Source organism: Massilia horti (genome assembly GCF_004614195.1).
Lineage (GTDB): Bacteria > Pseudomonadota > Gammaproteobacteria > Burkholderiales > Burkholderiaceae_D > Telluria > Telluria horti.
This window is the reverse complement of record NZ_SPUM01000109.1, coordinates 60824-78439: the sequence shown is the minus strand read 5'-3', so window position 1 is coordinate 78439 and position 17616 is coordinate 60824. Positions and strand designations below refer to the sequence as shown.

The window sequence follows — 17616 nt, the reverse complement described above, 5'->3', positions numbered from 1 at the left end:
GGGCAGCAGCGAGCGCACTACACGTGAGCGCACTACACGTCGTTCCCGCCTGCGCGGGAACGACGGGGCGGCTTTGTTGTTCCGGCCGGGCGACGCGCGGCCGGGCTGCTTTGGCCCGCGTACGTCAAGCTTTTTTGAGCCACGAACACTGTGGAAAATCCCCGCGAATTGAAACGAAGTGTAGCGTACTGTCGCAAGGCCAGCGGGGGAGGGGAGAACTTGGACGGAACGAACCCGATACTGGCCGGTCGAAGTGTTTGATGTCTTTTGGCCACCTTGGCTTTCACGCTGAGTGCAGTGGAGTAAGCTGCCAGCGCGGACAAGCGGATGTTTCAAATGCGATCAGCGCCCGCGGTACGTTTCGCCGTTTATGTCTTGCGCGGCATTGGCCAAGTGATGTTGCAAGACAATTTCATTACGGGTTTCCTTTTCCTCGTCGGCATTTTCGTCAGCAGCTGGGTTTCGGGGCTTTACGCGCTACTTGGCACGGTGGTCTCGACGTGGACGGCGATCTTTCTCAAGGCGCCTGCAAATGAGGTGGATGCCGGCATCTATGGATTTAATGGCACCCTCACCGGATTGGCGCTGGCAGCTTATCTGTCGCATGGCATCGCCCTGATAGTATTCGTCATTATCGCTTCCATGTTTGTTGCGCTCACCACCGCCGCCATCAGGCACATTGCCGGTCCGCGGGGGCACGCACTCACCGCGCCGTTTGTGATCACCACATGGATTTTCCTGGGCGCCCTGATTGTCTACCTGGGATTGCCAAATGCGGGAGCGGCAGAGCCGCTGCAGCAACCAAGCTATGCCGCGGCGCTTACCAGATTAAGCGCGCTTGACGTGATCCTGGGCATCCTGAACGGCCCGGCGCAAGTGATGCTGCAGGAAAACCCCTGGACCGGCGCCATCTTTCTGGTCGCCATTGCGTTCAATTCCCGCGTCTCGTGTCTTGCCGCCTTGCTCGGCAGTGCGATCGGGGTCGGGGTTGGCTGGTACATGGGCGGCACGCCCCACTCCATCCACCAGGGGCTGTTTGGGTTCAACGGGGTGCTGACAGCTATTGTGCTCGGCGGCATTCTTTTCCTGCTTAACCGCACCACGGTCTTGCTGACGGTCCTGGGCGTGTACGTGTCCACCGTGCTCTTCGGCAGCCTCGTCGTCATTCTCAAGCCGCTTGCCCTGCCTGCGCTGACGGCGCCGTTTGTTCTCGTCACCTGGGTATATGTGCTTGCCTGTGCCAAGTTTCCCCGGCTGGCCTCGCTCGTTGTCGTGAGTCCCGGTACGCCGGAAGGGAACCTGAGGGCGGCACGGGACCCATTGGTAGAAAAGGAACAAGGAGAAGTGCCATGACCACACGCAACATCTCTTCCCTGATGCTGACGCCGCGCGAAACTGAAAAGCTCGTCATCTACCAGGTGGCTGAACTGGCGCGGCGGCGCAAGGGGCGCGGCCTCAAGCTCAACTACGCCGAGGCCATCGCCCTGATTTGCGAAGCCTTGCTCGAGGCAGCGCGGGACGGCAAGACGTTCGCCGAGACGGTCGCCATCGGCAAGCAGGTGCTCACGCGCGCGGACGTGATGGACGGGGTGCCGGAAATGGTCCATCTGGTTCAGGTCGAGGCCACGTTCAAGACCGGGACGCAGCTCATTTCCGTCCCCGATCCGATTCCCTAGGAATGGAGGTGCAACCATGAATCCAGGTGAGTGGCTGTTATCCAACGAGCCGGTCGAGATCAACCGGGGCCGAAGGACATGCACCCTGAAGGTGCGCAATACCGGCGACCGTCCTATCCAGATCGGTTCGCATTTCCACTTTTTCGAGGCCAATCGCGCGCTCGACTTCGACCGGCCGTCGGCGATGGGCATGCACTTGAATTTGCCAGGAGGACTGGCGGTGCGCTTTGAACCCGGGGATGAAAAAGAGGTGGAACTGGTCGAGTTCAGCGGAGCCAAGCGTGTCGTCGGCTTTAACAACCTGGTCGACGGCGGGCTGACCGCGCACTGGACCGTCAAGCTGGCGTTGGCGCGGGCACGGGAGCTCGAATTCCTGGGCATGCCTGCCCCCCCGTACGACGTCTCGGGCATCGTGCGCAACCTGGGCGGAACAGGGGAGGGGATTCCAGGCGCCAGGCAGCCCAAGGCGAAAAGCGAGCAGGAGAATAAGACGGAAAACCAGCAGGAGCCCAAATCATGAAAACCATCCCGCGCCAACAATATGTCGACCTTTACGGTCCGACTGTGGGCGACCGCTTCCGGCTCGCCGACACGGAACTGATCTGCCAGGTGGAACGCAGCCTGCTGACGCCGGGCGAGGAGTCCGTCTACGGCGGCGGCAAAGTGATACGCGACGGCATGGCGCAGACACCCGGCGTGCGCAATGACGATGGCGCGCTGGACATGGTCATCACCTCCGTGATCGTGATGGATCCGGTGCTGGGCATCCTCAAGGCCGATATCGGCATCAAGGACGGGCGGATTGCCGGTATCGGTAAATCGGGCAACCCGCACCTGATGGACGGCGTCGATCCGCACATGGTGATCGGCGGGGGAACCGAAGTGATCGCTGGCGAAGGAATGGTGGCCACAGCCGGCCTGATCGATACGCATATCCATTTCCTGACTGCGGCACAGGCCTACCATGGCCTCTCCAACGGCGTGACCACCCTCATCGGCGGCGGGACAGGCCCCACCGACGGATCGCTGGGGGTGAGCGCGACGCCCGGGCCATGGAATTTGTCGCGCATGCTGGAGGCGAGCGAATCGATGCCGGTCAATATCGGCTTCCTGGGGAAAGGCAACAGCAGCTTGCCCGGCACCCTGCACGAGCAGATCGAGGCAGGTGCATGCGGGCTGAAGGTGCACGAAGACTACGGCTCGACGATGGCGGCGATCGACTGCGCCTTGCGCGTGGCCACCCAATATGACGTGCAGGTGGCAATTCATACCGATACGCTCAACGAGTGCGGCTACCTCGCCGACACCATCAGCGCCATCGACGGGCGCACCATGCACACCTTCCACACCGAGGGCGCCGGTGGTGGCCACGCTCCGGACATCATGGCCATTGCCGGTTTGCCCAACATCCTGCCGGCCTCCACCAACCCGACCAAGCCGTTCACGACCGACACCGTCGAGAACCTGTATTGGATGACCATTGTGTGTCATCACCTTAACCCGCACAACCCGGAGGATGTCGCGTTTGCCCAGAGCCGGATTCGTGCCGAGACGATCGCCGCCGAGGATGTGTTGCAGGATATCGGCGCGCTCAGTATGTTCTCCTCCGATTCCCAGGCGATGGGGCGGATCGGCGAGACCTTCATCCGCGCCTTCCAGACCGCCGACAAGATGAAGCGCCAGACCGGCAAGCTGCCGGAGGATGCGGCCGACAACGATAACTTCCGGGTGCTGCGCTATCTCGCCAAGCTCACCATCAATCCGGCCATTGCACACGGCTTCTCGGAGCACCTGGGTTCTCTTGAAATAGGAAAAATTGCCGACATCGTGCTGTGGCCGACGAGTATGTTTGCCGTGAAGCCCAAGCTGGTGGTCAAGGGGGGCATGATCAACTGGGGCATCATGGGGGACCCGAACGCGTCGATTTTGCCGCCGGAACCGGTGCTGTACCGGCCGATGTTCGGGGCCGATGGACTGGCTGCGAAGCATACCTGCTTCACCATCATGTCGCGGGCAGCCATCGAGCGCGGCGTGCCGGAAAAGCTTCACATGGAACGGCGCATTATCCCCGTCGTCAATACGCGCACCCTCGAGAAGCACGACATGGTGCGCAACCGTGCATTGCCACACATTGAAGTCGATCCCGAAACTTATCAGGTGTACGTCGATGGCAAGCGCATCACCGTGCCGCCCGTGAGTGAAGTGTCGCTCGGTCAACGCTATTTCATCGTGTGAGCGCATGGAGGAATCTTCCGCAGGAACCGCGATGCCGCTCCAGGCCGCCGCCGGCATGGACCTCACCGCATTCCTCGGCAGCCTGCAACTTGCCGACTCGCTCTTCCCAAGCGGACTCTATACGCTGTCCCATGGGCTCGAATCCTTTGCCCAGGCCGGGTTGCTCAAACCGGCCAGGCTCGAAGCCTTGCTGACCGATTATCTGCGCCATGGGGTGGGCCCGTCCGATGGCGCTGCACTCGCTTGTGCCCATCGCGCGGCGCAAACGGGAGATCTTGATATCGCGGTGCAGGCCGACTTGCGGCTTAGCGCAATAAAACTGCCACGCGAGGCGCGCACCAACTCGCAACGCACGGGCCGGCAGTTGCTCAAGACTGCGAGCGGAATATTCGGTGGCGCCACATTGCTGACCTATGGCGGGATTACCGAGCGCGGGGAGGCGCCCTGCAATCACGCCATCGCCCTGGGCCTGACCATGGCACAGTTGGGGATCGACCGCGAGCATGCCGTGGCGGGCGAGTTGTATGCCTTTGCCGCCAGCGCAGTCGGTTCCGCCGTGCGTCTCGCGGTGATCGACCATCACTTTGCCCAAGTGGTACTGGCCGCCCTCAAGCCAGTCATTGTGCAGAGTGCGCGTCTCCAATGTCTAAGCAATATCGAGGACATCGCCAGCAGCACCCCGCTGATCGACATCATGGCCATGCAGCACGAACGCGCCGAGGTGCGCTTGTTCGTCAGCTGAGTTTATCCGGGAGACATACCATGAATTACGAGTTGCACGAACATGCGCACCATCACGATCACCCGCATGTGCATCCTCCCGTGGGAGAACAAGCGATACGCCGGGGCAGCGGCGCGGTGCCGTGCATCGGCGTGGGCGGCCCGGTCGGCTCGGGCAAGACGGCACTGATCGAAGCGCTGGTGCCCATACTCCTGCAACGGGGCCACCGGCCCATCGTCATCACAAACGACATCTTTGTCGGCGAGGACGCCAGGCATGTAAAACGTACGCTGGCGGGCGTGCTGGACCCGGAGCGGGTGATGGGTGTGGAAACCGGATCGTGCCCGCACACGGCAGTGCGCGACGACCCGACCATGAATCTCGCGGCAATGGAGGAAATGACCCAACGCTTTCCGGACGCCGACCTCGTGCTGCTCGAAAGCGGCGGGGACAACCTGACGCTGACATTCAGCCCGGCGTTGGCTGACTACTTCATCTTCGTGATCGACGTGGCGGAGGGCGACAAGATTCCCCGCAAGCGCGGGCCGGGCATCACCCACTCGGATCTTCTGGTAATCAACAAGATCGACCTGGCACCGTACGTCCGTGCCAGCGTGGAAGTGATGGAGCGCGACGCGCGGCAGGTGCGTGAGGGCAGGCCATTTGTGTTGACCAATTGCCTGACAGGCCAAGGTGTGGAGGAGGTGGCCGATCACATTGTCAGCCACATTGCTGCAAGGCCGGCTGCTTGAGCGCGATACCGAACTTGCCGCGAAGCGATTCGCGCTGGTACACCCCTGACCACTTGCCGCCGGAAATACTCGCGTACGACGCGCCGCAATCGCGCGTCTACGTGGGCGGGGCAGGGAAGGTGGGCTTGCTCGAACTTGAGTTCGCGGAGTTGGACGGCGCAACGCGGGTGGTGCGCCAGTTTCAGCAGTTGCCGCTGTATATCTTCCATCCACTTTACGTCGATCCCGGGCGGCCGGGCATGGCATTCATCTACATGCTGCAATCGGGCGAAGGCATCGTCCAGGGCGACCGCTACCGGCTGGACTTGAATTGTGCACCGGGAACGGCGGTGCACTTCACGACCCAGGCGGCCACTAAAATCTTCCACATGGAGGACAACTTTGCGACCCAGATCGTGAATCTGACGGTCGGCGCCGGCGCATTTGTCGAATACCTGCCGGACCCGGTCATCCCATTCAGAGACTCGCGCTTCTACCAGCGGCTGCATCTCACGATCGCTCCGGACGCCAGCGGAATCCTTGGGGAAATTCTGCTACCCGGCCGCGTCGCTCGGGACGAGGTGCTCGAATACGCGCTCTATTACACGGACCTTGAGGCGCGCACACCGGATGGGCGACTGCTCTTTGCCGATCGCCTTAAGCTGGCCCGCGACAGTGCCTTTCCAGGATCGCCCGGCTTGCTTGGCTCATATGGCGTGTTCGCGTCGCTGTATGTCGTCACCCGCACATGCGCCGCCAAGGCATTGGTCGATCGCCTGCACGATTGCGTCGCCGCGCTGCCGGAAGTGCTCGCCGGCGCCAGTGAATTACCGAACGGCTGTGGCGCTTCCGTACGCCTCCTCGGCCAAACTTCCGCCGCAGTCGGTGCCGCCATGCATCGCCTCTGGAATGAAGCCCGGCTCTCGTTGCTGGGCTTGCCGGCTCCAGATCTTCGCAAGCATTAAACGTCCTGAGATGTCAGAAAGGCTCTACGGGGTCTCGATGATTTTCGAATTTGCCCAAATCTTCAATAGGTCGAACACAGGCGTGCGCTTCAGGCTGTTGGGCACGCTTGGAATATTGATTGCGTTTAATGTTCTGGCATGGGTCTGGGCCCTGATCGCGTTCCGTGACCGCCCGATACTGCTCTCCACGGCACTGCTGGCCTACGGCTTCGGCCTGCGCCATGCCGTCGATGCCGACCACATCGCCGCGATTGACAACGTGACCCGCAAGCTGATGCAGGAAAAAAAGCGGCCGGTCGCAGTCGGATTTTTCTTTTCCCTGGGCCACTCGACTGTCGTCATGCTGGCGTCGCTCGCCATCGTTGCCGCGATATCCGCGATGGGCGCGCATTTCGAACAATTCCGGGAGATCGGCAGGGTTACCGGAACCCTGGTCTCGGCCTTGTTCCTGTTTGCGATTGCCCTCATGAACCTGATTATTCTGAGATCAATCTATCGAACATGGAACCATGTCAGGAATGGCGACGCCTACGTTGACGATGATTTCGACCTGCTGTTGGCAGGCCGGGGTTTCGTCACACGCCTGTTCCGGCCGCTGTTCCAGGTCATCACCCGAAGTTGGCACATGTATCCCTTGGGGTTTCTATTCGGCCTGGGATTCGACACCGCGACGGAAATCGGCCTGCTCGGCATTGCCGCCACCCAGACATCGCAAGGGCTGTCGCCATGGACGGTCATGGTATTCCCGGTATTGTTCGGCGCCGGCATGTCCCTGGTCGACACGCTGGACGGGCAATTGATGCTCGGCGCTTATGGCTGGGCGTACTTGAAGCCGATTCGCAAGATCTACTACAACATGGCGATCACGCTGGTGTCGGTGATCGTCGCCGTTGTGATCGGCTGTATCGAGACACTTGGACTGCTCGCCGATCAATTACAGCTGCGCGGCCCGGTTTGGAATGCTATCGGAGCCTTGAACGACAATTTCGGCATGCTCGGCTACGTCGTTATCGGCATCTTTGCCCTGAGCTGGGCGGCATCGGTTCTGATTTACCGGGCCAAGCGTTTCGATGAGTTGAAAGTGGGCCGCTGATAAATATTGAATGTTGCTTAAGTGAATGTCATGTTGCTTGACTGAATGTTACCTTCTGCCGCAGAATGGCCAGTTCGACAACTCAGGGACTGCCATAAAGAAGAGCGCGCCCCCGTTGGTTTGAACAAATTCGTTCATGCCTGCCTCTACTCATTTGATGCGTCTATGGTTCTCACACAGAATCATTTGCCACACGTTTTTCTGGATCGAGCCAAACCAAACCACAACAAGGAGACCCCGATGTTCGCACTTCGTACCCTATCCCTGGCGGGCGGCGCTGCGCTGACCGCCTTTGTTCTGACAGTCGTCCCGCGTGCACCGGCCCATGCCGCGCCCGCAGCACCGGCCACGCTGTCCTGCCCGACGAGCACCACCCTGGAAGCGCTGGTGGACTGCATTTCGAACCAGATGCCACAGCACGATTCAAACGGTTACGTGGCGCCGAGCGCCACCGAGGCGGCCGACTTCGCCCAGGTGGTAACGTCGATGCTCGAAGGGAACTGCGCGCTGTCGCTGCCCGCGAGCATCAGCGCGAACATGGCCATCCGTAGCTTCACCGACAGTTCCGACAACCGTTCCTATTGCGTGCTGATGGAAGTGAAGAGTTCGGTCACGAGCGGCGTTGTCGACAAGGGCTGGGGTACCTTCATCACCTACAACGCCGGCACGCGCAGGATCAGCCATCACGCGCCGCATCCGAAATTCGATACCAGCACTACCGGCGCTTCCGAGGGCGATGCCTACTCGCAGCGTGAAGCGGTGCGCATCTTCAAGAAAACCGATTCGCGCAGCTTCCTCATGGCGGGCGCGCGCCGCAGCGCCAACCTGATCGACAGCACTTGCCAGAGCGGCAATTGGGAGGCCGACTGCTCGCACAACACCAACAACATGTTTTACGCGGCCAATGTGGCGCTCAACAATTTCTACACAGCGCGGTCGGAAGACTGGACCGCCATCGAATGGCATGCCAAGGCCGCGTCGACCTGCAGCAACGACATCTTCATGAGCCCGGGCCGCAACACAAAGCCAGCGGTCGGCTCGAAGCTCGCCTTGCTCAAGGCGGCGATCGAAACGCAGAAACCGGCCTGGGTCGTGGAAACGACGGGCGGCACCAGCAGCTGTTCGCTGACCGCCACGACCAATACGGTCGGACGCATGCTCAATGGTGTGACAAGTAACGTCTGCAATACGGCTGCCACGACGACATCCGGCAAGTTCATTCATATCGAACAGACCACGGGCCTGCTCGCCACCCTGGACGCCACCGCCACCGCGTGGGCAAACGCGGTCGTCTCCGCCTTCCCGTAAGCGTTCAATGAAGCACTGGCCATTTTGCGTGTGCATCGCCCTGTGCGCCGTCGTGAAGGCTTCCCCGCTGGCATGGGGAGCTGCCATGGACGGCGTACGGGCGCCGGCAAGGTCCCACACGATTGAGCTGAAGGGCATGCTCGCGGCCGGAAGGGCCAGCCTTGCATTGCTGTCGGTCGACCACGCGCCAGCCCGGCTGTTCGCGATCCATGCGCAGGTTGCCGGCGGCGTCAGCGTGGTTGCAGTGACAGCAGACGATGTGACGCTGTCCGACGGCCGCGTGCTGCGCCCCGTGGCAAGCCCCAGGCAGGTGGCAGAGGAGACCGGCGAGGACAGGCTTCCGGTGGCGCGCGTGCAGGTGACGACGAGGGCGCCCGACCTGCGCGGCGGGCGCGTCGAGCAGATCCACGTCAGCCAGGTCGAGTAGCGCGCGGCGGCCTAGTCAGGGGGGGCTCGATGGATTCGATTTGTTTGATCAAGCGGATATAAGCGTCCGGCAGGCCAATGAGGATGCGCGCCGCTTTAATGCGTGGTCGCCACGACCGATCGCTGGGTGGAAGCGGCGCTGGGCCGTTTCATTCAGCTGGCGACCGAGCAGCTCATGGTGCCGGATGTCTACAGACCGGGCCGGCGCCCTGTCCATACCAGCAGCGTGTCCTTGCGATAACTTATAATTCGCCTCTTATTTGAGTTGAGAGGATGGTCGCATGACCTACGAAGAATATCTGGACGAAGTCACGACGCTGATCTTCGAGAAATACGGCGTGGCCGAAGCCGCCGCCGTCAAGCTGGTGGTCAACGCGCAGGACGAGGAATTTTTCGTCAAACACGACGAAGACAAGAAACTGCGCACCATCGACCAGGCGCATAAAGACGCCAAGACCATCTACGAAGCAGCGCAGAGCGGCAAGCAAAAGCCAGCTCGCTAAGCATGTGCTGAATCTGGTTCAGGCGTCTCCTGCGTAAATGATGTCGGGCTGGCTGGGATAGCCCACGCTGGCCCGGATGTGGCGCCAGCATGGCGTCCCATTTTTTCAGTAGCGCTTCTATGTCATCGGCACCGGTCAATGGGATTCTTCGGTTGTCGTGAGCTGGCTGTTCATCAGGGGGCGGTAGGGGCCATCCCGCGTTGCAGTTCCTGATGGCGGCCCTGCTGCACAACCGTGCCTTGTTCGAATACGGCAATGCGGTCGGTTTTGACGATGGTTGAAAGCGGTGGGCAATGATGATGGTTGTGGCCTTGCATCAGCAGCACTCTAACCCGGCCCTTTAACAGTCGGAACGAGCATGAGGATCGGGATTATGCGGATGCAGGCACCAGTCAGGCTTGCCGCTGTAAAGCCCCGAGCGTCAACCGGACTGAAATCCTTTTGGGACAGCCAGGGAGAATCGTCCTGACCCGTTCGGTCGTATTGCAGGCGCTCACTTGCAGACAAACTTAATGTCCATCGGGTCGCGACCCACCTTATTCCGAATTTTCATCGTGCAGGTCTTGACCCTGTCGCGGTCATGCTTTAACTCCTCCCACCAAGCAATGCTGGTGCCCTTACCGTAATAGCAAACGAACCATCTGGTATCGAGCGGCATCTCAATGTCAGTACCCCCTTTCACCTTGCTTTCGGGGCCGCCGTGGAACTCGATTCGGGGCTTAAAGTTGTAGGGAGAGCCCATCGCGCTTGCACCTGACAGCTCTTCCCTCGCGACGATGCCCTTTCCGTTGTGCCTGTACGGGACCTCTGCGAGAGCCGTGTCTTCCCACGGATAGAACTTCGGGCACTCAACCTCCTGCGCTTGAGCGGTAGAGATGAGGGTCAGGCAAACAAATAAAAAGTTTTTCATGGCACCACCACCACATAGAATTCGCTGGCATTGTCGGACGGTGCCTTCCTCCTGCGTTTCGCTTCCTCGGGGGTATAGGCAGCAAGTCCCCGCTCGCCGACGCCTCCTCTCTTGTTGACCCATTGGTCGATCATCGAAAAATGGCATGGCTCCCCGTTCGACATGACTCTCCCGTACTCGTATCGTTGGAAGAGCCCAGCGTGATAATTATGTTCATTCGGGTATTTTAAGTAACCGTTGACGAGCTTGAAGTTGGCAATGACGGTGCCGGGAAGGAGGAAAGCGAGATCAACTACCCTCGGCCCCGGGAGCCATCGGCCCGTGTAACCAACATCTGTGAGCACTTGGGGGAGCCTGGCGCACTGTCCGTTGTCGATGTACTGATTTGCCCACTTCTCCTTTAGCTCCTCAAGATCGCCTTGGTATATAACGTTGCGGGCCATGTCGACCTCGCCTTACACGCACTTGTTTGCTGCACAGTCCCATCCGCCCGCGGTGCTGCCTTCTGCACCGCCCTTGATGCTTTGCTTGGTATACGTCCACTTCATTTTCGAGTAGGCCAAGTGAACCTGCTCGGTGATTATCCCGCCATCGCCACTGTTCGGCGTTACACCGGAGATCATCACGTTCTCTAATTCGATCGTATAGTAGTTGACCGGCTTGCCAACGCCATCAGCCCGCATAAACTCGATCCTGGCCTTGGGGATCGTCCTACCCATCGCACAGTGCTGCTGGAGGATTGGAGAGGATAGGTCGGCCAGTTTCTTGAATGTGAGATTGGACAGCTCCGACCTACCGCTGGTATGACCTCCGGCAGTTGATAGTGAGGCCGCCCTCGGCTGGTGGATGCTCCATGTGACGTGGGAAATCTCAATCCAGTTCTTGTGCTTGTCGTCCATCGATTCACCCTTGATGCCTTCGATCTGCAGATATGCGTCGATTGCCATCGTGCTTCTCCTATAGTTGGTCTACTTGCTGGGTTTGCCGGCCACGCGCTGTCTGCGGGCGGTTCGGTTTGGTCAGTACCCGTAGGGGTAGAGCGAGCGTCAAGCAATGCTAGGCGTGGTCGAGCTGATTGGCTTCCCGTTGGCGCAAAGGGCAACGCCCAAGACGCGAAGTGCCGTGTCGGCGTCGTGCCGGTTATTTGTCTTGCGCCGTTCAATCCAGCCGCGAGGTGGGATACGCTCTTGCATGACGATTGCCTCCAGAAATAGATTGGATTCCGAAGCGCCATTGTTGCGTGGCTTGCCCTGTAGGAGGTTGGCTGCTATCAATTCGGCTGGTGCGTGCGATCAATGGGTCGACTTCCCGCGCGACGCGCAAGATGGGGGGGCAGGTTAGTGACAATTGAAGCGCAAACGGTGGCTGAGGATGTCGAGTGACCGGCGCCAATAGGTGTGCCAAGCGGTGCCAAATCCGGTGCCGCGCTATGGGGCCGACGGCACAAGAGGTGGAGGCGCGCAGTGCCGCGGAAACAAAAAAGGCGTCACGATCACTCGTAACGCCTTCATTTGCTACTGCTAAATTCTGGTAGGCCGTGCTGGGCTCGAACCAGCGACCAACGGATTAAAAGTCCGCTGCTCTACCAACTGAGCTAACGACCCGGAAGGCAGCATTATAGCGGCTTCGTTCCGATCGGCCAAGAGGGAACGCGCATTCGCACCATGCCGGACCGCTCAAGGCACATCGGCCAGCTGGGGCAGCAGGGGCGTAAACTCGGCGGCCGGGACCGGGCGGCCGAAGTAATACCCTTGGAATTCGTCGCATCCCAGCTCGCGCAAGGCGTCGACCTGGGCAGCCGTTTCCACGCCTTCGGCCGTCACCCGGAACCCGAGCTCGGATGCGATCGAGATGACCGCGCCGATGATCCTGCGGTCGCGCGTATCGTCCGGCAGCCCCGCGACGAACGCTTTGTCGATCTTCAGGCCGTCGATCGGCAGGTGTTTGAGGTAGGCCAGGCTGGAGTAGCCGGTGCCGAAGTCGTCGACCACGACCGACACGCCCAGCGCGCGCAGCTGGTGCAGGGCGTGGACGGTTTCCGTCGGGTCGCGCATCAGCACGCCCTCGGTGATTTCCAGCTCCAGCCGGTTGGCGCCGGCGCCGCGTTCGGCGATCAGCCTCGACACGGCGGCAGCCAGGTCGCGGCCGTTGAACTGGCGCGGCGACAGGTTGACTGCGATCCGGAATTCGTCCGGCAGTTGCGCGTCCCAGGCGCGCAGCTGGTCGCACGCGCTGCGCAGGACCCAGTCGCCGATGTCGACGATCGCGCCGGTCTGTTCGGCGAGCGGGATAAAGTCGGCAGGCGAGACGAGGCCCAGTTCGGCGCTGCGCCAGCGTACCAGCGCTTCGGCGCCCGTCAGGCGGCCGGTGCGGGCATCGAACTTGGGCTGGTAGTGCAGCACCAGTTCGTTGCGCGCCACCGCCTGCTTGAGCAGGTTCTGCATCCTGAGCCGTGCCGGCGCCGATTCGTTCAGTGCCGGCTTGAACACGCAGTAGCCGCTGCGCTTGTCGCGCTTGGCCTGGTACATCGCCACGTCGGCGTTCTGCAGCAGCGCGTCGACATCCGTCCCGTGTTCGGGCGAGAGCGCGATGCCGGCGCTGGCCGACAGGAAGAACTTGTGTTCGCCGACCTCGATCGGACGCAGGATCTGCTCCCTGAGCGCCACGGCCAGGCGCGACACCGATTCGGCGCCGCACGCCTGGCGCACCAGGATCACGAATTCATCGCCGCCCAGGCGCGCGGCCATGGCGTCGGTGCGCGCGGCGGCGGCGTCGACCAGCCGCTGCGCGACCTGGGTCAGGACCCTGTCGCCGACCGGGTGGCCGAGGCTGTCGTTGATTTCCTTGAAGCCGTCCAGGTCGAGCAGGATGATCGCCGGGCGCCGCGCGCCACCGACGGCCGACAGCGCCTCGTTCAATGCGTCGCGCAGCGCATTGCGGTTGGGCAGGCCGGTGAGCGGGTCATGCATTGCGAGGAAGTGCAGGCGCTTGCGGTCTTCCTCCAGCCGGCCGGCCATGCTGTCGAACGCGCTCGCCAGCTCGCCCAGTTCGCCGCGCGCCTGGATCCGGCCGACGCGCGTCGAATAATCGCCTTGCCGCAGCGAGTTCGCGGCGCGCCACACGGCCCGGATCGGGCTCGAGACCAGGCGTTCGCTGGCGAACCATGCGAGCGACAGCGCAATGATGACGACCACGGCGATTGCGCCGGTATGCAGCGCGGTGTCCCAGACCACCTCGTCCAGCGCGGCATCCACCGGCACCCCGACCCGCACACCGATTGCGCCGTTGGTCGAGACGAACAACGGGACGTAGACGGTGGCCCGGCGCACGCTGTCGGGCCATACTTCCTCGTGTGCCAGCGGCGTGGTGCTGGCCAGTTGGGGGCGCAGCGCCCGCCATTCCTGCATCCGCTGACCGGCATATGCGAACGAAGCAGGCGCCGATGCGACCACGGTGGCTTGGTCGTCCACCACGACTGCCACCGTGTCGGCCGGCAGACGCAGGCGCGCGACCGCTTGCTGCAGCGCGTTGGCCAGCCAGCGCGCGTCCAGGGCCAGGATCAGCACATACTTGAGCTGGTTGCCGTCTCCTCGCACTGGACGGCTGAAGACGATCGATGGCTTGTCCGAGAGACGACTGGTCAGCAGGTTGCTGATCGTAAAGCTGCCCGTTTGCCGCACTTGGCGAAAATACGCCCTGTCCGCCACGTTGATAATGCCGCGCGCGCCGTTGTCGTTGCACATGATCGTGCCGTCCGGCATGGTCAGCGCCACCGAATTGAAATAGGGGTGCGTCTTGAGCAGCGGATCGAACAGCTGCCTCACTGCGGCGCAATCATTCGGCCGCAGGTTCTCCAGCTGGCGCGCCAGGTGCGCCATGTAATCGTTCGGTTCCGGCAGGATCACCTTCGGATGGTCGGCGATCAGCAGGGCCGAATCGGTCGCTTCCATATAGGTATGGCTGACCCGTACCTGGTACAGGGCGGCGGCTTGCAGGCTGAGGATGATGGTGACCGGCGTGACGATGAGGAGCACCAGCAGCACGATTCTCGCGCGCAGGCTGATTCCTCGCAGGGTAATTCTTGGCAACAGGTCTCTCCAGCTATGAACGGCGGAAATGATAACATTGGCATGGTTGGCTTGCGCGCCACCGCTCGGCGCGGCATGCGTGCTGCGCCGCGCCAGTCTAAGATGCTGGCATGGCCGGGCTCTCCGCCGCGGCCGTCCGTGCGGAGGCTGCCTTGTTTGGACAGATCGAGGAACAGGTCAGGAGCGCAGTCGAGTGGCTCAGGCTGGTGGTCGAGACGCTTGGCGCGTTCGTCATCGCAGTCGGGGTGGTCGTGGTCATCGCCGGGCTGGTACGCCACGTTTTGACGGACCGCGGCAGCGGCTTTACGCCGATCCGGCTGGCGTTCGCGCGCTACCTGACGCTGGCGCTGGAATTGCAGCTGGCGGCCGACATCCTGTCCACTTCAGTGGCGCCGACCTGGGACCGGATCGGGAAACTGGCCGCGATCGCGGTGATCCGGACTGGGCTCAACTACTTTCTGAGCAAGGAGCTCAGAGACGAGGGCGGCGGCGCAGGGACCTGACTGGACAAAAACAAACACCCGCTGCTTATCTCGTCGTTCCCGCGAAGGCGGGCACAGCGCCACTGGCGCTATTCCCCCCATGCTGAGTTGGAGCGGAGATTGCATACGCCGCTAGAATGCGACCTCTGCATGGGGCCGCGCCTGCGCGGGAAGTCGTTCTCGCCAGTGGCGGAAACGACGGTTAGGAACCTTAACGCACCATGCTCGGCCGCTTGGGGTCGTAGGTCCACCCCGGCACCAGGTAGCGCATCGCCATCGCGTCGTCGCGCGCGCCGCCGGCCACCCGCTTGTACAGCTCGTGCGCCTGCGCGATGCGCTCCATGTCGGGCTCGATGCCAAGACCCGGTGCGTCCGGCACCGCCACCTGGCCATTGACGATCTTGAGCGGTTCGCGCGTCAGGCGCTCTTGGCCTTCCTGCCAGATCCAGTGGGTGTCGATCGCGGTGATGGCGCCCGGCGCGGCCGCGGCGGCGTGCGTGAACATCGCCAGCGACACGTCGAAGTGATTGTTCGAATGCGAGCCCCAGGTCAGGCCCCAGTCGTGGCATAGCTGCGCCAGCCGCACCGAACCTTGCATGGTCCAGAAGTGCGGATCGGCGAGCGGGATGTCGATCGCGCCCAGCAGGTGCGAATGCGACATCTGGCGCCAGTCGGTGGCCACCATGTTGGTCGCGGTCCGGATGCCGGTGGCGCGCTTGAATTCGGCCATGATCTCGCGTCCCGAGTAGCCGTTTTCAGGCCCGCACGGATCCTCGGCGTAGGCCAGCACATGGCCCTGGCCGCGGCAGGCGCGGATCGCATCGAACAGCGACCAGGCGCCGTTCGGATCGATCGTTGCGCGCGATTGCGGAAAGCGCCGCTTGATCGCGGCCACCGCCGCCACTTCCTCCTCCGGGTGCATCACGCCGCCCTTGAGCTTGAAGTCGCGAAAGCCGTATTTGTCGACGCTCGCCGCGGCCAGCTCCGCGATCGCCTCGGGCGTGAGCGCTTCTTCGTGGCGCATGCGGTACCAGCCGTCCTGGCCGTCACTAGTCAGGTAGGGCAGGTCGGTGCGGCGGCGCTCGCCGATGTAGAAGAGATAGGCGAGCATTGGCACGTGGGTGCGCTGCTGGCCGGCGCCGAGCAGGTCGCACACGGGCACGCCCAGGTGCTGGCCGAGCAGGTCGAGCAGCGCGGCTTCGACTGCGGTGATCACGTTCTCGAGGCGCAGGTTGATTTCGTGCGGCTGCCTGAGCACGGCCTCTTCAAAGCTCGAGGTTACCTGGTGGCTGGCGCCGCCAATCGCCTCGCGCAGCGCGTTCAGGGTGCGGTTGTAGCGCGCGATCTCGGTGCCGGTGACCAGTGGCACAGCCTTTTCCAGCGCGCGCAGGATGCCGTTCGACCCCGGCACCTCGCCCATGCCGACATGGCCGGCGCTATCTTCGAGCAGCACCAGGATGCGAGTGAAGTAGGGCGCATGCGCGCCGCACAGGTTGAGCAGCATGCTGTCATGACCGGCCACCGGAATTACCTGCATCCGGGTGACGGTCGGGCTGGCTGCCCGCGAAATTGGATTCATCGAACGGTTCTCCCAGGGTGAAAAAGTGTTAATCAGACAACGCTGGCGATCGCATAGATGGCGTTGCTGTTAGCATTTTTTCTACCTATAATGGTTGCGCTATCATTTAACCAGTGTGAAGGAATTCCGATGTCGAGTCAATCTATTATGGCTGCCGGCTTGCTCGGCATCCTGCTTAGCGCCTGCGCTGCCACCGGCAACGTCGACACTTGCGCGACTGGCGCCGGGAACGGCCACTAGGTCGCGTCCTGGGGCACGGCGCAGCTGGTGCCGGACAAGCAGAACGAGCTTCCCGCCGCACATTGGGTTGACGCCACCTTGCGCCAGATCGTGCGCGTTTCGCTCGGCGGGCGGTCGGTGCGCGTGCGGATCAGCAATGCCTTCGGCACCGAGCCGCTGGTGATCGATGCGGCCAGCCTGGCGCTGGCGGCCGCCCCCCGGCCGCGCCGACGTCGACCTGTCCAGCATGCGGGCGCTGCGCTTCGATGGCAGCGCTACCGTAACAATTCCGGCAGGCGGGGTCCAGGTTGTCCCAGTGGTTCAGTACCCGCAGCGGCAGTTGCGGCTTTGATTTCAGCGCCAGCGTGCCGGCCCCGGCGCCGCCATTGACCTGCAAGTGGCGCAGGTAGGCGAAGCTCCCGTACAGCAGGCCGATGTCGCTGTTGGCCGCGATGACGGTCACGTCGGCGTTCGACAAGCGAGTGCGCTCCACCAGGTAGTGCGGGGAGGGGGCGCTAACGCAGCCACAGGTCGTAGCCGTCCTCATCGAAGGCCTGGGCGGCGGTGGTCAGCAAAATGCCTGGCAGGAAAGCGGCGAGAAGCCGCGCGAATGATCGGTGCACTTGGGTCGCCTGGTTATTCTTGGTCTGCTCGGGAATGTTTGCGCAAACCTTTAAATT

17 protein-coding genes, 1 tRNA gene and 1 pseudogene are annotated in these 17616 nt (G+C 62.2%); 12 read left to right on the top strand and 7 right to left on the bottom strand.

The window, feature by feature from the left end:
- Window positions 1-336: 336 nt before the first annotated feature.
- The 11 genes and pseudogenes from E4O92_RS16605 to E4O92_RS16555 all read left to right on the top strand — a co-directional run bounded on the left by E4O92_RS16605 (window position 337) and on the right by E4O92_RS16555 (window position 9658).
- Window positions 337-1353 (top strand): urea transporter, encoded by a 1017-nt coding sequence (locus tag E4O92_RS16605; protein ID WP_167759815.1) that lies wholly within the window; start codon window positions 337-339, stop codon window positions 1351-1353.
- A 20-nt stretch (window positions 1354-1373) separates the two neighbouring features.
- Complete coding sequence (locus tag E4O92_RS16600; RefSeq protein ID WP_135190863.1) at window positions 1374-1676, top strand: urease subunit gamma; 303 nt, start codon at window positions 1374-1376, stop codon at window positions 1674-1676.
- 16 nt (window positions 1677-1692) lie between these two features.
- Window positions 1693-1995 (top strand): annotated as a pseudogene (gene ureB / locus E4O92_RS25195) (urease subunit beta); the annotation flags it as partial.
- A 197-nt stretch (window positions 1996-2192) separates the two neighbouring features.
- Window positions 2193-3911 carry an urease subunit alpha gene (gene ureC, locus E4O92_RS16590; RefSeq protein WP_135190850.1) on the top strand — a complete coding sequence of 573 codons (1719 nt, stop codon included), beginning with the start codon at window positions 2193-2195 and terminating at the stop codon, window positions 3909-3911.
- A gap of 4 nt (window positions 3912-3915) precedes the next feature.
- Window positions 3916-4653 (top strand): urease accessory protein UreF, encoded by a 738-nt coding sequence (locus E4O92_RS16585; protein WP_135190849.1) that lies wholly within the window; start codon window positions 3916-3918, stop codon window positions 4651-4653.
- 20 nt (window positions 4654-4673) lie between these two features.
- Complete coding sequence (gene ureG, locus E4O92_RS16580; protein WP_135190848.1) at window positions 4674-5384, top strand: urease accessory protein UreG; 711 nt, start codon at window positions 4674-4676, stop codon at window positions 5382-5384.
- A gap of 125 nt (window positions 5385-5509) precedes the next feature.
- On the top strand, window positions 5510-6328 hold the full coding sequence (locus E4O92_RS16575) for an urease accessory protein UreD (RefSeq protein ID WP_135190847.1): 819 nt from the start codon (window positions 5510-5512) through the stop codon (window positions 6326-6328).
- Window positions 6329-6365: 37 nt separating this feature from the next.
- Window positions 6366-7421 carry a HoxN/HupN/NixA family nickel/cobalt transporter gene (locus E4O92_RS16570; protein ID WP_135190846.1) on the top strand — a complete coding sequence of 352 codons (1056 nt, stop codon included), beginning with the start codon at window positions 6366-6368 and terminating at the stop codon, window positions 7419-7421.
- A gap of 240 nt (window positions 7422-7661) precedes the next feature.
- Window positions 7662-8729 carry a hypothetical protein gene (locus tag E4O92_RS16565; protein ID WP_135190845.1) on the top strand — a complete coding sequence of 356 codons (1068 nt, stop codon included), beginning with the start codon at window positions 7662-7664 and terminating at the stop codon, window positions 8727-8729.
- A 7-nt stretch (window positions 8730-8736) separates the two neighbouring features.
- Window positions 8737-9156 carry a type II secretion system protein N gene (locus E4O92_RS16560; protein ID WP_135190844.1) on the top strand — a complete coding sequence of 140 codons (420 nt, stop codon included), beginning with the start codon at window positions 8737-8739 and terminating at the stop codon, window positions 9154-9156.
- 280 nt (window positions 9157-9436) lie between these two features.
- Complete coding sequence (locus E4O92_RS16555) at window positions 9437-9658, top strand: hypothetical protein (protein ID WP_135190843.1); 222 nt, start codon at window positions 9437-9439, stop codon at window positions 9656-9658.
- Window positions 9659-10151: 493 nt separating this feature from the next.
- Here the strand turns inward: E4O92_RS16555 and E4O92_RS16550 are convergent, their stop codons facing one another.
- The 5 genes from E4O92_RS16550 to E4O92_RS16530 form a co-directional block, all read right to left on the bottom strand.
- Entirely contained in the window at window positions 10152-10568 is a 417-nt protein-coding gene (locus tag E4O92_RS16550) for a hypothetical protein (protein WP_135190842.1), read from the bottom strand.
- Window positions 10565-11011 (bottom strand): BPSL0067 family protein, encoded by a 447-nt coding sequence (locus E4O92_RS16545; RefSeq protein WP_135190841.1) that lies wholly within the window; start codon window positions 11009-11011, stop codon window positions 10565-10567. Before E4O92_RS16545 ends, E4O92_RS16550 begins: the two co-directional genes overlap by 4 nt.
- A gap of 12 nt (window positions 11012-11023) precedes the next feature.
- Complete coding sequence (locus E4O92_RS16540; RefSeq protein WP_135190840.1) at window positions 11024-11515, bottom strand: Hcp family type VI secretion system effector; 492 nt, start codon at window positions 11513-11515, stop codon at window positions 11024-11026.
- A gap of 581 nt (window positions 11516-12096) precedes the next feature.
- A tRNA-Lys gene (locus E4O92_RS16535) sits at window positions 12097-12172 on the bottom strand.
- Window positions 12173-12244: 72 nt separating this feature from the next.
- Window positions 12245-14656 (bottom strand): bifunctional diguanylate cyclase/phosphodiesterase, encoded by a 2412-nt coding sequence (locus E4O92_RS16530; RefSeq protein WP_135190839.1) that lies wholly within the window; start codon window positions 14654-14656, stop codon window positions 12245-12247.
- 110 nt (window positions 14657-14766) lie between these two features.
- On the opposite strand from E4O92_RS16530, the gene E4O92_RS16525 reads away from it, so the two are divergent.
- Entirely contained in the window at window positions 14767-15159 is a 393-nt protein-coding gene (locus E4O92_RS16525) for a DUF1622 domain-containing protein (protein WP_135190838.1), read from the top strand.
- 190 nt (window positions 15160-15349) lie between these two features.
- Here E4O92_RS16525 and E4O92_RS16520 read toward each other — a convergent pair whose 3' ends face one another.
- Window positions 15350-16717, bottom strand: a complete 1368-nt coding sequence (locus E4O92_RS16520) for an enolase C-terminal domain-like protein (RefSeq protein WP_135190837.1) — start codon at window positions 16715-16717, stop codon at window positions 15350-15352.
- Window positions 16718-17087: 370 nt separating this feature from the next.
- Window positions 17088-17429, bottom strand: a complete 342-nt coding sequence (locus tag E4O92_RS16515; RefSeq protein ID WP_135190836.1) for a hypothetical protein — start codon at window positions 17427-17429, stop codon at window positions 17088-17090.
- Window positions 17430-17616 lie beyond the last annotated feature (187 nt).

Bases quoted from the DNA above. Each gene is read 5' to 3' on its own strand.
- E4O92_RS16565 (WP_135190845.1), top strand. From the start codon at position 7,662: ATGTTCGCACTTCGTACCCTATCCCTGGCGGGCGGCGCTGCGCTGACC.
- E4O92_RS16570 (WP_135190846.1), top strand. From the start codon at position 6,366: ATGATTTTCGAATTTGCCCAAATCTTCAATAGGTCGAACACAGGCGTG.
- E4O92_RS16520 (WP_135190837.1), bottom strand. From the start codon at position 16,717: ATGAATCCAATTTCGCGGGCAGCCAGCCCGACCGTCACCCGGATGCAG.
- ureC (WP_135190850.1), top strand. From the start codon at position 2,193: ATGAAAACCATCCCGCGCCAACAATATGTCGACCTTTACGGTCCGACT.
- E4O92_RS16585 (WP_135190849.1), top strand. From the start codon at position 3,916: ATGGAGGAATCTTCCGCAGGAACCGCGATGCCGCTCCAGGCCGCCGCC.
- E4O92_RS16525 (WP_135190838.1), top strand. From the start codon at position 14,767: ATGGCCGGGCTCTCCGCCGCGGCCGTCCGTGCGGAGGCTGCCTTGTTT.
- E4O92_RS16550 (WP_135190842.1), bottom strand. From the start codon at position 10,568: ATGAAAAACTTTTTATTTGTTTGCCTGACCCTCATCTCTACCGCTCAA.
- E4O92_RS16540 (WP_135190840.1), bottom strand. From the start codon at position 11,515: ATGGCAATCGACGCATATCTGCAGATCGAAGGCATCAAGGGTGAATCG.
- E4O92_RS16545 (WP_135190841.1), bottom strand. From the start codon at position 11,011: ATGGCCCGCAACGTTATATACCAAGGCGATCTTGAGGAGCTAAAGGAG.
- E4O92_RS16605 (WP_167759815.1), top strand. From the start codon at position 337: ATGCGATCAGCGCCCGCGGTACGTTTCGCCGTTTATGTCTTGCGCGGC.
- E4O92_RS16555 (WP_135190843.1), top strand. From the start codon at position 9,437: ATGACCTACGAAGAATATCTGGACGAAGTCACGACGCTGATCTTCGAG.
- E4O92_RS16560 (WP_135190844.1), top strand. From the start codon at position 8,737: ATGAAGCACTGGCCATTTTGCGTGTGCATCGCCCTGTGCGCCGTCGTG.
- ureG (WP_135190848.1), top strand. From the start codon at position 4,674: ATGAATTACGAGTTGCACGAACATGCGCACCATCACGATCACCCGCAT.